Origin of the sequence: Aestuariirhabdus haliotis (genome assembly GCF_023509475.1) — a bacterium.
Taxonomy (GTDB): domain Bacteria; phylum Pseudomonadota; class Gammaproteobacteria; order Pseudomonadales; family Aestuariirhabdaceae; genus Aestuariirhabdus; species Aestuariirhabdus haliotis.
The window spans coordinates 51,749-64,627 of record NZ_JAKSDZ010000003.1 but is presented as its reverse complement, the minus strand read 5'-3'; the positions used below and the strand labels follow the sequence as shown (position 1 = coordinate 64,627).

Genomic DNA, 12,879 nt, shown 5'->3' with positions numbered 1-12,879 from the left:
TTTGCAGGCCCAGCCTTCATGAAACTAGGCAATGTCACCCCTCACATCATCGATGCCCTGATTCAGGCTATGGCGGCTTTCGATCAGGACTCAGCTCCCTTGCTCGAACAGTACCAGATCGACGAGGCTATATTGAGCGATCCCGGCGCGCGCATCAGCATCCCCCGGCTTATGCATATGGGGCAGCGAGCTATCGAACTGACCGGCCACCCGGAACTGGGGCTGGAAATGGGTCGCAGTGCCAATATCCAGAATCTTGGGTTACCCGGACTTACCGCTATGGCTGCCCCCGACCTGCGAACGGCCATGGAAGTGCTCACCCGTTATGAGCCCCTGGGTAGCGTGAATATTCGCGGTCAATCGAGTTATCACGAAGAAGAGGTCGGATTACTCCGCTTCTATTCCATCGCGCCTTACAACGATTACAACCGTTTCGTGGTCGATTCGGTGTTGTCGATGTGGAAACACCAACTGCATTGGCTCTCCGGGCATAACCAATTAGCCCTGCGTGTCGAGATCGAATTTGCAGCACCCAGCTACCGTGATCGCTACGCCCATTATTTTGACTGCGAGCCGGTATTCAGTCAGCCGTACAATCAATTAACCATCCCGGGCGAGCACCTTGACACCCCATTATTGTTTAGCAACACCAATAACTTTAACTATCTGAGTGAACTGTGCGAGCAACAATTGTCACAGATGCAAAAAGGACGTTCTTTGCGTTCAAGGGTTGGGGAAATACTGGCCAGTGCATTACCGGGTAGCACACCGACCGTGAGCGACGTCGCAATAAAACTTGCCATGCCCAGCTGGACCCTGCGCCGCAAGTTGCAGGAAGAAAACATCACGTTTCAGCAAATACTCGGTGAAACCAAGCGCGATCTGGCCATTACTTATGTACAGGATACCGAACTCAGCCTTGGAGAGATCGCTTACCTGTTGGGTTTCTCATCGCCGGAAGCCTTTCAACGCGCTTTCAAACGCTGGACCGATAGAACGCCTGGCGAATACCGCCGCAAAAACAGATAGCCCCTCCCCCCATTACCCCCGACACAAAAGCGCAGCAAGCATAGAAATATTTTTGAGTGATCGCTCTCTATCACTCCATTCACCCTGCTTCCAACAACTTTCAGTTTGTGAATATTTTTCTTGTTTCGCTTTAGATAATACAAGTACAGGAGAACAGTCTTTCACTGCACTTTTTTGTAGATGATCAACAGGGACAGACCAAAACAGAATCGCTATCAGATAGAGAATAAAACAAGCGAAAAACATAGCGAAATAAAATAATGTTTTCCCGATCCCTCATTAAACTTAGCAATGTGTGATGTAGCTAAAGCTTAGCCCAATCATGGGGTCTACACTTAAAAGACAAGCCGCGTTTGCCGCTATGCGCCCGCCTTAGGAACCAGCCTTACCTAAGAGAAGTCATTCTCACTTTTACTGTTCACACTTCAATTCTGGAGTATTAAGAACTTATGGGTTTTTCCAAAAAAACAATCTTAACAATTGCTCTGATTGGCGCTTTGGTTGGTTTCGCAGCATTGGGGGCCACTACCTATGCGATAACAGCAACGTCGACTACCGAATTCTGCCTATCCTGTCATACCATGCAAATCCCTAACGAGGAGTATCAAAGTTCAATCCATTACTCCAACGCCAAGGGATTCCGTGCAGAATGCGTAGACTGCCACCTCCCCCCTGACACCCTCGGTTACCTGATCGCAAAAATCCGTGCCACCAAAGATATCTATCACGAATTTATTACTAAAAAAATCAGTACCGAAGAGAAATACGAAGCCCATCGTCTGGAGATGGCAGAGATGGTGTGGGAACAAATGCGAGCCAACAATTCAGCCAGCTGCCGGGAGTGCCACAATCCGGAGGCCATGGATACCTATGAACAGACCGAAGACACCGTAAAAATACACGAGTACGGTATCGAAAACTCTCTGACCTGTATTGACTGTCACAAGGGCATTGCGCACTTCCCACCGGTCATCGAACTCGATAGCGAAGCCTTCAATAATTTGTTATCCCACACCGAAAACGTTCCGGCCGATGCCAAGCGAGTGTACACCGTTGAAGGTGCCGACATGGGCGAATTGGGCCGTATCAATCCCGCAGTGCAACTGGAACTGATTAGCAGTAACGATAACCAGCGTGAAGTAAAAATTTCCGGCTATCAAATGAAAGGGGCAGAACAGGTCATTTACCTCGCGGAGGGTAAGCGAGCAATTATTGCCATGCTATCAGAACAGGGACAGGCCGCTTTAACCGTGAGCGAATTCAAGGCTGATGAGTATAACAACGAGTGGCGTAGCGCCGAGCTCACGGCCACTATCGACGCCCCTGTATTAGCCAGTTCGGAACCTCTCTGGGAGTACGCAGAGCAGCTGGATAATGTCTATTGCGCCGGCTGCCACGCGATTATCCCATCGCATCACTTTACTGTTAATGCCTGGGGGCCGATCGCCAAAGGTATGGGCGACCGAACCGACATCTCGGCTCTGGACCTTGAGATTTTGACCAAGTATTTCCAGAACCACGCCAAAGACCTAGTTGATTCAAATCACTGATTACATACTTCCATCTGGAGGAACGAACGATGACTACTTTTACTCGCCGTGGTTTTCTAAAAGGCACAGGGGCAACGCTGGGCACTCTGGCAATCTCCTCTATCATCCCGCTTCCAGCAGCGGCAGAGATGAAGCCCCGGGGCATGGGCATCTTGACCGCCTCGCGGATGGGGCCACTCTACGCTGTGGTCAAAGACGGCAAGCTAGTATCCACCGAAGGCGCACTTCCTAAAACCGTACCTAACAGCCTGCAACTCACCGGCCCCGACCAGGTTCATACCAAGGCACGGGTTAAATACCCTATGGTGCGAAAAAGCTATTTGGCTAACCCTGAATCTCCAGCCAAAGCACGCGGTGATGACGAATTCGTTCGCGTATCCTGGGATGATGCCTTGCAACTGATTCACAACCAGCACCTTCGTATTCGCAAGGCTTACGGAGACGAGTCGATATTCGCCGGGGCCTACGGCTGGCGCTCATCAGGTGTATTGCACAAAGGCCGTGAGTTGTTACGACGTTATATGTCTCTGGCTGGTGGCTATACCAGTCACCTCGGCGATTACTCCACAGGCGCCGCACAGGTCATCATGCCCCATGTAATGGGCTCCATCGAAGTCTATGAACAACAAACCACTCACCCGGTTGTATTGGAACATTCAGAAGTGGTTGTTCTATGGGGCTTAAACCCGATGAATACCCTAAGAATCGCCTGGACTTCAAATGATAACTCCGGCATCGAGTTTTTCCACAAGCTTAAGAATTCCGGTAAACAACTGATCTGTATAGATCCTATGCGCTCAGAGACCATAGAGTTCTTTGGCGATAAAGCCGAGTGGATTGCACCGCATCCGTACACCGATACCGCCATGATGCTGGGCGTGGCTCATTCGCTGGTGTCACGTAACAAACACGATAAAGGCTTCCTGGATAAATACACCGTTGGCTATGACAAATTTGAAGAGTACCTGCTGGGTAATAGCGACGGAGTTGAAAAAACACCGGCCTGGGCCGAAGCCATCTGCGGTGTACCCGCGGAGCAGATGGAAACATTGGCCGATACCCTGAGTGGTAACCGCACCATGCTGATGTCAGGCTGGGCCATGCAGCGCCAGCAGCATGGTGAGCAACGGCATTGGATGCTGGTCACCCTCTCCGCCATGTTAGGACAAATCGGCTTACCCGGTGGCGGCTTTGGCTTGTCCTACCATTACTCCAATGGAGGTAACCCCACCCGGGATGCGGGTGTGTTACCTGCTATAGGTGCCAACATCGGAAAATCAGGGCAAGCGTCGGGTGATTGGCTGGACGCTAAAGGGGCCGTTAATGCCTTGCCGGTAGCGCGCATCATCGAAGCCATCGAAAACCCTGGCAAAAAGTACATGCACAACGGTAAAGAGCTCACCTTCCCCAATCTCAAAATGGCTTGGTGGGCTGGCGGAGCAAATTTTACCCACCACCAGGACACCAACCGTTTGATCAAGGCCTGGCAAAAGCTGGAACTGTCCGTTGTTTCCGAAATTTACTGGACCGCCGCAGCCAAATACGCCGACATTGTTCTCCCGACCAGTACGTCATTTGAACGCAACGATATGACCATGACCGGCGATTATAGCAATCAGCACCTTGTCCCCATGAAGAAAGTGATTGATCCACAATTTGAAGCTCGCAGTGACTTTGATGTCTTTGGCGATATGTCAGAACTTCTGATGCCAGGGAAAGGACGAGACGCCTTCAGAGAGGGTAAAGATGAAATGGCCTGGCTGAAATATTTCTACGAAGAAGCAGCGAAAGGTGGCAAGCGAGCTCGTATTCGTATGCCAAAATTTGGTCAGTTCTGGGACAAGAACGAACTGATTGAAATGAAGCCCAACAAAAAGAATGAACAGTTTGTTCGTCACGGTGCATTCCGTGAAGATCCCATCATCAATCCGTTGGGCACTCCAAGCGGAAAAATTGAAATCTATTCAAAAACCATCGAAGGCTTTGGCCTTAAAGATTGCCCTCCTCACCCTACCTGGCTGGTACCTGATGAATGGGCCGGTAACGCCAAAGATGATGAGTTAACCTTTATCACCTCCCACGCCGCAGATCGGCTTCATAGTCAATTTAACTACGCCAAGATTCGTGAAAACTATGCGGTAGCGAACCGTGAACCTATCACCATCAATACCGAAGACGCCAAAGCACGAGGAATCAGTGATGGTGACCTTGTGCGAGCCTATAATGGCCGCGGTGAGATTTTGGTCGGTGCCAAGGTGACCGATGGCATAAAGAAAGGTACGGTCTGTGTACACGAAGGCGCCTGGCCCGATTTTGACAAGGCTACCGGAATCTGTAAAAACGGTGGTCCCAATGTACTTACCCGGGATATTCCAACATCTCGATTGGCAAACGGTTGCGCAGCCAACTCGTCGCTCGTGCGTATTGAGAAATACAGCGGACCCGCACTTGAGTTGACCGCATTTGATCCCCCTCAAAGCGCTTAGGCAACAGTGACTCAGCGGTAAACCAGAGAAGCCCGGCAATGCTGGGCTTCTTTAAACTAGCCATACCGCAATTAATGACCTTAACCCTGGAAAACAGGATTAAAGCTCGACAGCATCCTCTTCATTATCGTCCATTTGATCCTGGGCGTTTCGCTCCAGCATCTCTTCCAAATATTCATCCATGGTAGCTTCCTCAATACCCTTCGCCCCATTGCGAAGCAGCTTGAGCTCTCAATGTATCCAGTGACGATGACAATCTTATGACACTGCGACCCCATGTCCTGGAAGCAAGCACAAAAAAAGCCCTTACCGTAAGGCAAGGGCTTGATTTGTGGCGGAGCGGACGGGACTCGAACCCGCGACCCCCGGCGTGACAGGCCGGTATTCTAACCAACTGAACTACCGCTCCAAACTTGGTGGGTGGTGACGGGATCGAACCGCCGACCCTCTGCTTGTAAGGCAGACGCTCTCCCAGCTGAGCTAACCACCCGAAAGAGAGGCGAATTCTACTGACCTGAGGCCGTTAGTCAATGATTTTCTTGGTTTTTCTTCCCGCCTGTTTTATGCGTCAAAACAAATGTGCCTGGCATGCCCCATAACAAAGCCGGTTGGCTATCGACTAACGACAGACAGATGACCGCCGACATTAGTCTCGCACGATCATTTGTAGCACCTGCTCAGATAACTGCTCTACCGTTAAAGGCCCATCCTTGCGGTACCAGGTAGACGTCCAGGACAAAGCCCCGGTTAATAGCCGCCGAAGAACCGATGGATGCCCATTCACCAGGCCAATAGAGGCCGCATCCTCAAGGACAGCAAGCCATAAGCCTTCGTAAATACCTCTTAGCTCAAGAATCGATTGCTGTTTCTCTTCCGGGAGGTTGCGCCACTCAAACACCAGCACATTCATGGCTTCGCCGGTTACACCATTGATCGAGTCCAGCTCACAGCGGATAAGAGCCAGCAACTGATCTCTGGTCGAATCAGCTTTGCGTAAGCCTTCTATCATGAAACGCGTGTTATAGACGATGGTATCGCGCATTACAGCTTCAAGAATTTCATTTTTATTCTTGAAGTGGTGGAAAATACTGCCCGATTGTATCCCTACCGCACTGGCAAGGTCCCTGACGGTCGTACGATCGAAGCCTCGCACACGAAACAAGTGAGCAGCCGTCTGCAACAGCCTCCCCTTGGCACTCTTCGGATCTGTAATCTCCATGGCATAGAACTTTCGATCCAGTTCATCCAGATCCAACGACGCGACAGCTTTACTACTCATCTGCGGTGTTTCTCCAATACTAGTTTGCGCAATTAGTGCCAATCATATCCTGTATTCATCACTTTACAAACCAAGCGCTTGCTTGGTAGGATCAATCCAGCCTTTAAAACCCGGAACCAGCATGAACAATAATAAGCAAGTGAGCATCGGCTGCGCATCAGCCTTTTGGGGAGACACCTCAACCGCCGCGGAACAACTGATCACAAAATCAAAACTGGATTATCTGGTCTTCGACTACCTTGCCGAAGTGACGATGTCGATTATGGCTGGCGCCAGGATGAAAAACCCGGCGATGGGATATGCCCCCGATTTCGTTAGCAATCTCAGTCCGCTGCTGGACAAAATCTCAAGGGACCATACTCGTATTATCAGTAATGCGGGCGGCATCAACCCCAAGGGTTGTGCAGAAGCGTTACGTGGTGAAATTGAAAAGCAAGGACTGAACCTCAGTGTTGCCGTTATAGAGGGCGACAACATTCAAGCCTTGACCAAATCTCTGCAAGAGCAAAACACCCGCGAGATGTTTACTGGTGAGCCCTTACCTGCCGGTTTGTTGAGCCTCAACGCCTATCTGGGTGCGAGCGCTATTAGCGATGCATTGGCTTCAGGTGCTGATATTGTGATTACCGGACGCGTTGTCGACAGCGCTGTGGTCACCGGTGCGCTGGTGCATGAATTCAACTGGAGCTACGAGGACTACGACAAACTCGCTCAAGCCAGCCTGGCCGGACACATCATCGAATGCGGAGCACAATGCACAGGCGGTAATTTTACCGATTGGAAAACGATTCCCGACTACGAGAATATCGGCTTTCCTATTGTCGAGGTGAATTCTGATGGTTCTTTTGTGGTTACCAAACCCGAAGAAACCGGCGGTCTGGTCAATTGCGCCACCGTCGCTGAACAGGTTGTTTATGAAATTGGTGATCCAGGCAACTACTATCTGCCGGATGTCATCTGCGACTTCCGTGATATTGCGCTGGTACAACAGGGCACTAACCGTGTTGCAGTAAGCGGTGCCAAGGGCAAACCCGCCAGTGACAGCTACAAGGTATCGGCCACCTATATGGATGGCTTTCGTTGCACTGCAACTTGCTTGATTGGCGGCATCGATGCCCCGGCCAAGGCCCAGCGAGTTGCCGATGCTATTTTGAAAAAAGTTTCTACTTTATTCGGACAAAAAAACCTGGGGGATTTCACAGCCCGATCCGTTGAGCTATTAGGCACCGAAGCGACCTATGGCGTTAATGGTCAGCGCCGGGACACTCGTGAAGTTGTCCTTAAAATGTCAGTAGCTCACCCCAAAAAAGAGGCGCTGATTCTTTTTTCAAGAGAAATTGCCCAGGCCGCAACGGGTATGGCTCCGGGCTTAACCGGCATGGTCGGCGGTCGCCCCAATGTTCAGCCCGTCATCAAACTCTTCTCCTTTTTGATAGATAAAGGTCAGGTTTCGGTCAGTTTTGAACTCGATGGTAAAAGCACCCCTGTCGATATCATCCGCTCGCAAACCAGTTATCAGGCACCCGCCAGTGAGAACACCGAGACGGAAACGAAGCCAGCGCTTCAGCACTGCGATGCCTCAGTACCATTGATCAAATTGGCTTGGGCTCGCAGTGGCGACAAAGGCAATCACAGCAATATCGGTGTTATTGCTCGCAAAGATGAGTACTTACCCTATATTCGAGACGCCCTCTCAAAAGATCGGGTAGCACAATATTTCAAGCATCTACTCGACCATCCAGACAGTCGCGTCCTGTGCTGGGAATGGCCAGGCTTAAGTGCGCTCAATTTTCTGCTGGAAAACAGCCTGGGCGGTGGCGGCATAGCCAGCTTGCGTATCGACCCTCAGGGTAAGGCATTCGCCCAACAGCTGCTGGACATGCAAATCCCTGTGCCCTCTTCAATCGCCCAACAACTATCATTCCAAGAGTCATAAACATGAGTTACCGATCCATTTTTAACAGTAGTCTGTTTGCCGACCAGAACATTATTGTCACTGGTGGTGGTAGTGGCATTGGGCGCTGTACGGCGCACGAGTTGAGTGCGCTCGGTGCCCGGGTCTATCTGATCGGCCGCAAGCAGGAAAAACTGGAAACCGTAGTGCAAGAGATCATCGAAGATGGGGGTAAGGCCGAATACCGCGTCTGCGATATTCGCGATGAGACGGCGGTACAAGACTGCGTTAAATCCATCGTAGGTGAATGCGGCACCGTGCACGGTTTGGTCAACAACGCCGGCGGCCAATACCCTTCTCCAATGGCCGCCATTAACCAGAAAGGGTTTGAAACCGTGGTCCGCACCAATCTGGTTGGTGGCTTTCTTTTTGCTCGCGAGGTTTACAACCAGTCGATGTCAAAACATGGCGGCGCCATCGTCAATATTACGGCCGATAACTGGGGCGGCATGCCTGGCATGGCCCACTCAGGTGCTGCGCGCGCTGGTATGGACAACCTGACCAAGACGGCAGCCTACGAATGGGGTTGTGCCGGCGTACGTGTTAATGCCGTCGCACCCGGCTGGGTTGCTTCAAGCGGCATGGATACCTACGAAGGAGCCTTCCGTGCGGTGATCCCGAAGCTGCGCGATCAGGTTCCTCTTAAACGCCTGGCAACCGAAGCAGAGGTCAGCTCAGTGATCTGCTTCTTGCTCAGTGAGGGGGCTAACTTTATCAGCGGGGATACCGTTCGCGTGGATGGTGCGGCCTCGCAAGGCACTGGCATGTGGCCACTCCCCAAAGCCCGAAACTCTCATTCATACAATGGTTTTCATCGCGCTGTAACACCCAAAGTGTTACAGGAAGACTAGGCTCTGACAGGAATCGAACATGGCAATTCTGGAATCCAACATCGACATTCACTCGCCCCAGTTCGCGCAAAACTGTGAGGCAATGCAGGAAGCGATTGATGCTTTCCGTAGCGTCGAGAACAAAGTGCTTGAAACTTCAGAGGCAGCACGAGAAAAATTTGATAAACGAGGCCAGTTATTGCCTCGAGACCGCCTTCAACTTCTACTCGATCCGGGCTCCCCTTTTGTCGAGTTATCCACCCTCGCCGGCTACAAGATGCACGACGATAAAGATGGTTCCCTGGCGGGAGGCGGCATCATCGCAGGAATTGGTTTTATTGCGGGTATTCGTTCACTGTTAATCGCCAACAATAGCGCAATTAAAGGTGGCACAATCTCTCCCGCAGGCCTGGAAAAATCCCTGCGTCTGCAACAGATCGCCAAGGAGAATAAACTCCCCGTGGTGACCCTTGCCGAGAGCGGAGGTGCCAACCTGAACTACGCAGCCGATATTTTTGTGGAAGGCGCGCGAGGATTCGCTAATCAGGCGCGTTTGTCCGCTGCCGGCATCCCTCAGATAACCGTCGTACACGGTAGCTCAACGGCAGGAGGAGCCTATCAGCCCGGCCTTTCCGATTACGTCATCGTGGTGCGCAATCGAGCCAAGATGTTCCTTGCCGGTCCGCCGCTGTTAAAAGCAGCAACGGGCGAAATTGCTACCGATCAGGAACTTGGTGGTGCCGAGCTGCATGCCGAGGTTGCGGGGACCGCCGAGTACCTGGGTGAAGACGATGCCGACGCGCTTCGTATTGCCCGAGAAGTGCTGCAGCAGATCCCCTGGAACGAACAACTCGCCTACAAGCCCGAAGCCAGCTACCAGGAACCCTTATACAGCCCTTCCGAACTGCTGGGTGTCGTGCCCGCCGAAGCCAAGCAACCCTACGATGTCAGGGAGATCATAGCGCGCATCGCCGACGGTTCTGAGTTTGTCGACTTCAAACCTCTGTACGATAACCAAACCATCTGTGGTCACTTTAAAATACAGGGCTTTCAGTGCGGCATCATTGGTAACAATGCCCCTATTACTGCCAAGGGAGCGACAAAAGCAGCGCAATTTATTCAACTCTGTGATCAAAGCCAGACCCCTGTTTTATTTTTCCACAACACCACCGGCTTTATGGTCGGCACCGAATCCGAGCGCAACGGCATCATTAAACATGGTTCTAAACTGATCCAAGCCGTTGCCAATGCACGTACTCCTAAATTAACCATCGTTGTGGGTGGATCCTATGGTGCGGGAAACTACGCCATGTGCGGTCGCGGGCTGGACCCCCGTTTTATTTTTGCCTGGCCAAACAGTAGAACCGCCGTCATGGGAGGAGCCCAGGCCGGTAAGGTATTGCGTATTGTGACCGAACAGAAACATGAAAAGCTTGGTAAAGAAGCCGATCCCAAAATGCTGGATATGATCGAAAAGGTTACTGCCGAAAAGCTCGATGCGAGTTCAACCGCCTTATTTGGCACCGCCCGTTTATGGGACGACGGCCTTATTGACCCAAGAGACACACGAAACCTGCTCGGTTTCCTATTGGCTACCTGCGACGAAGCAAAGCGTCGTCAATTACAACCCAACAGTTTTGGCGTTGCCCGTTTGTAACACCTGGCGGCAGACTTATACCAAAACCAAGATAAAGACGTTAAGAGAGAACCTATTATGAAATACACCCAGGAACACGAAGAGCTACGTCGCACAACTCGTAACTTCATCGAAAAAGAAGTCAACCCGTTTGTTGACGAGTGGGAAGAAGCCGGAATATTCCCGGCCCATGAACTGTTTAAAAAGATGGGTGACCTGGGTTTGCTGGGTATCTCCAAACCCGAAAGTGTCGGCGGTATGGGCCTTGACTACTCCTATGAGCTGGTCGCCGCCGAAGAGCTTGGGGTCGCACATTGCGGTGGCGTTCCTTTGGCCATTGGCGTGCAAACCAATATGGCAACACCCGCCCTGGCTCGCTTTGCGGATAAAGCCTTGCAGCAAGAATTTCTGGCGCCAGCCATAGCCGGTGATCTGGTGGCCAGTATCGCCGTATCCGAAACCGGTGCGGGTTCCGATGTTGCGGGCATGAAAACCACCGCTCGTAAGGATGGCGACGACTACGTTATCAACGGCGCAAAAATGTGGATCACCACCTCAACCCAGGCCGACTTCTTTTGCCTGCTGGCCAACACCAGCGAAGGTAAACCTCATAGTAATAAATCCCTGATTGTCGTACCCGCCAACACGCCAGGCATCTCCTTATCTGAACCATTGAAGAAGCTGGGAATGCGCTCCTCAGATACCGCACAGGTATTCTTCGATGACGTTCGCGTTCCACAGCGCTACCGCATTGGTGGCGAAGGCGCCGGTTTTATGATGCAGATGATCCAGTTCCAGGAAGAGCGTCTCTGGGGTGCTGCCAACACCTTGAAAGCTTTGGAGCGAGTAGTTGATGAAACCATCGCTTACTGCCGCGAGCGCCAAACCTTTGGTCAGCCACTGATTGATAATCAGGTGATACATTTCCGTATGGCTGAATTGCAGACCGAAATTGAAGCCTTGCGGGCCCTCACCTACCAGGCGTGTGAGACCTACATCGAAGGTAAGGACGTTACCAAACTGGCGTCGATGGCCAAACTCAAGGGCGGCCGCCTGGCCCGTGAAGTGTCTGATTCCTGCCTGCAATACTGGGGCGGCATGGGCTTTATGTGGGATAACGTCGCATCCCGCTCATATCGGGACTCAAGGCTGGCTTCAATTGGCGGCGGCGCTGATGAAATTATGCTGGGTATTATCTGCAAGTACATGAATATCCTGCCCGGCAAGAAGAAGTCCTGATTATGAGCACTATTTCTTTTCCAGAGTTTGACAGCATTCGACTCGAGCTCAACGAGCACTGCTTGCAGGTATGGCTCAACCGGCCGAAAAGTCGCAACGCCATGAGCCTGCAAATGGTCAAGGAGCTAATGGCATTGTTTGAAATCCTCGAAGATCAGTCGGAGATTCGTACCCTGTTACTTCGCGGCAGCGAAGGCAATTTTTGCTCCGGTGGCGACATCAAGGACATGGCGGCAGCCCGAGCAGCTTCTGCCTCACAAAAGTCTCAGGATATCGAAAGCTCCGATATTTCAAACGACCCTTTCTACCAACTGAACCGCGAATTCGGTCACATGATTACCCGGGCTAACCGGCTCCCTGTGGTTGTAGTAGCTGTACTGGAGGGCGCCGTGCTTGGCGGCGGCTTTGGCCTGGCCTGCATCTCCGATGTCGCGATCGCAGTTGATGGTGTCCAGTTCGGGCTACCGGAAACGGGTCTGGGTATTCCTCCGGCCCAAATCGCACCCTTCGTGCTTAAGCGTATTGGCCTTACCCAGGCACGACGCCTGATGCTACTCGGCTCTCGTTTTGGCGCCGAAGAAGCCCACGAATTGGGACTGGTGCATTACCAAACCAACCCAGACCGTTTGGATGAATTACTGTCATCGATTCTGTCTCAAATCAAACGCTGTGCCCCTGGCGCTAATGCCACCACCAAAGCCATTTTGCTGGCTGCAGAGACCATGGAGCATGAAGCCCTGCTTGATTTCGCAGCCGGCCGTTTCGCCGATTCGATCTATAGTGCAGAAGGCAGTGAAGGCACCCTCGCCTTCGTTCAGAAACGAAAAGCGGCCTGGGCCGAATAATAAGAATGCAGACTATTAACGGAGCTATTCG

9 protein-coding genes and 2 tRNA genes are annotated in these 12,879 nt (G+C 51.7%); 8 read left to right on the top strand and 3 right to left on the bottom strand.

Annotation, left to right across the window (positions count from 1 at the left end):
- Positions 1 to 18 precede the first annotated feature (18 nt).
- The 3 genes from MIB40_RS03565 (at position 19) to MIB40_RS03555 (ending at position 5,065) form a co-directional block, all read left to right on the top strand.
- Entirely contained in the window at positions 19 to 1,029 is a 1,011-nt protein-coding gene (locus MIB40_RS03565; protein WP_249690907.1) for an AraC family transcriptional regulator, read from the top strand.
- A gap of 449 nt (positions 1,030 to 1,478) precedes the next feature.
- The gene (locus MIB40_RS03560) at positions 1,479 to 2,579 is read left to right on the top strand and encodes a NapC/NirT family cytochrome c (RefSeq protein WP_249690905.1); all 1,101 of its coding nucleotides are present in this window, start codon (positions 1,479 to 1,481) and stop codon (positions 2,577 to 2,579) included.
- A 29-nt stretch (positions 2,580 to 2,608) separates the two neighbouring features.
- Complete coding sequence (locus MIB40_RS03555) at positions 2,609 to 5,065, top strand: molybdopterin guanine dinucleotide-containing S/N-oxide reductase (protein WP_249690902.1); 2,457 nt, start codon at positions 2,609 to 2,611, stop codon at positions 5,063 to 5,065.
- A gap of 332 nt (positions 5,066 to 5,397) precedes the next feature.
- Here the strand turns inward: MIB40_RS03555 and MIB40_RS03550 are convergent.
- The 3 genes from MIB40_RS03550 to MIB40_RS03540 form a co-directional block, all read right to left on the bottom strand.
- Positions 5,398 to 5,474 (bottom strand) — tRNA-Asp (locus MIB40_RS03550).
- Between the two features lie 5 nt (positions 5,475 to 5,479).
- Positions 5,480 to 5,555, bottom strand: a tRNA-Val gene (locus tag MIB40_RS03545).
- A gap of 156 nt (positions 5,556 to 5,711) precedes the next feature.
- The gene (locus MIB40_RS03540) at positions 5,712 to 6,344 is read right to left on the bottom strand and encodes a TetR/AcrR family transcriptional regulator (RefSeq protein WP_319941617.1); all 633 of its coding nucleotides are present in this window, start codon (positions 6,342 to 6,344) and stop codon (positions 5,712 to 5,714) included.
- A 121-nt stretch (positions 6,345 to 6,465) separates the two neighbouring features.
- On the opposite strand from MIB40_RS03540, the gene MIB40_RS03535 reads away from it, so the two are divergent.
- From MIB40_RS03535 to MIB40_RS03515, 5 genes are read left to right on the top strand one after another with little or no spacing between them, the layout of a single operon-like run.
- Complete coding sequence (locus MIB40_RS03535) at positions 6,466 to 8,280, top strand: acyclic terpene utilization AtuA family protein (RefSeq protein WP_249690900.1); 1,815 nt, start codon at positions 6,466 to 6,468, stop codon at positions 8,278 to 8,280.
- A gap of 2 nt (positions 8,281 to 8,282) precedes the next feature.
- The gene (locus MIB40_RS03530; RefSeq protein ID WP_249690897.1) at positions 8,283 to 9,149 is read left to right on the top strand and encodes an SDR family oxidoreductase; all 867 of its coding nucleotides are present in this window, start codon (positions 8,283 to 8,285) and stop codon (positions 9,147 to 9,149) included.
- A 19-nt stretch (positions 9,150 to 9,168) separates the two neighbouring features.
- Positions 9,169 to 10,785, top strand: a complete 1,617-nt coding sequence (locus MIB40_RS03525) for an acyl-CoA carboxylase subunit beta (protein ID WP_249690895.1) — start codon at positions 9,169 to 9,171, stop codon at positions 10,783 to 10,785.
- Between the two features lie 57 nt (positions 10,786 to 10,842).
- Positions 10,843 to 12,003, top strand: a complete 1,161-nt coding sequence (locus MIB40_RS03520; RefSeq protein WP_249690894.1) for an acyl-CoA dehydrogenase family protein — start codon at positions 10,843 to 10,845, stop codon at positions 12,001 to 12,003.
- 2 nt (positions 12,004 to 12,005) lie between these two features.
- Positions 12,006 to 12,848: an enoyl-CoA hydratase/isomerase family protein gene (locus MIB40_RS03515; protein WP_264758429.1), complete on the top strand. Its 843-nt coding sequence runs from the start codon at positions 12,006 to 12,008 to the stop codon at positions 12,846 to 12,848.
- Positions 12,849 to 12,879: the final 31 nt, after the last annotated feature.

What these genes read in the sequence shown, in the direction of transcription:
- MIB40_RS03565 (WP_249690907.1), top strand. Translation starts at nt 19, where the DNA reads ATGAAACTAGGCAATGTCACCCCTCACATCATCGATGCCCTGATTCAG.
- MIB40_RS03560 (WP_249690905.1), top strand. Translation starts at nt 1,479, where the DNA reads ATGGGTTTTTCCAAAAAAACAATCTTAACAATTGCTCTGATTGGCGCT.
- MIB40_RS03555 (WP_249690902.1), top strand. Translation starts at nt 2,609, where the DNA reads ATGACTACTTTTACTCGCCGTGGTTTTCTAAAAGGCACAGGGGCAACG.
- MIB40_RS03540 (WP_319941617.1), bottom strand. Translation starts at nt 6,344, where the DNA reads ATGAGTAGTAAAGCTGTCGCGTCGTTGGATCTGGATGAACTGGATCGA.
- MIB40_RS03535 (WP_249690900.1), top strand. Translation starts at nt 6,466, where the DNA reads ATGAACAATAATAAGCAAGTGAGCATCGGCTGCGCATCAGCCTTTTGG.
- MIB40_RS03530 (WP_249690897.1), top strand. Translation starts at nt 8,283, where the DNA reads ATGAGTTACCGATCCATTTTTAACAGTAGTCTGTTTGCCGACCAGAAC.
- MIB40_RS03525 (WP_249690895.1), top strand. Translation starts at nt 9,169, where the DNA reads ATGGCAATTCTGGAATCCAACATCGACATTCACTCGCCCCAGTTCGCG.
- MIB40_RS03520 (WP_249690894.1), top strand. Translation starts at nt 10,843, where the DNA reads ATGAAATACACCCAGGAACACGAAGAGCTACGTCGCACAACTCGTAAC.
- MIB40_RS03515 (WP_264758429.1), top strand. Translation starts at nt 12,006, where the DNA reads ATGAGCACTATTTCTTTTCCAGAGTTTGACAGCATTCGACTCGAGCTC.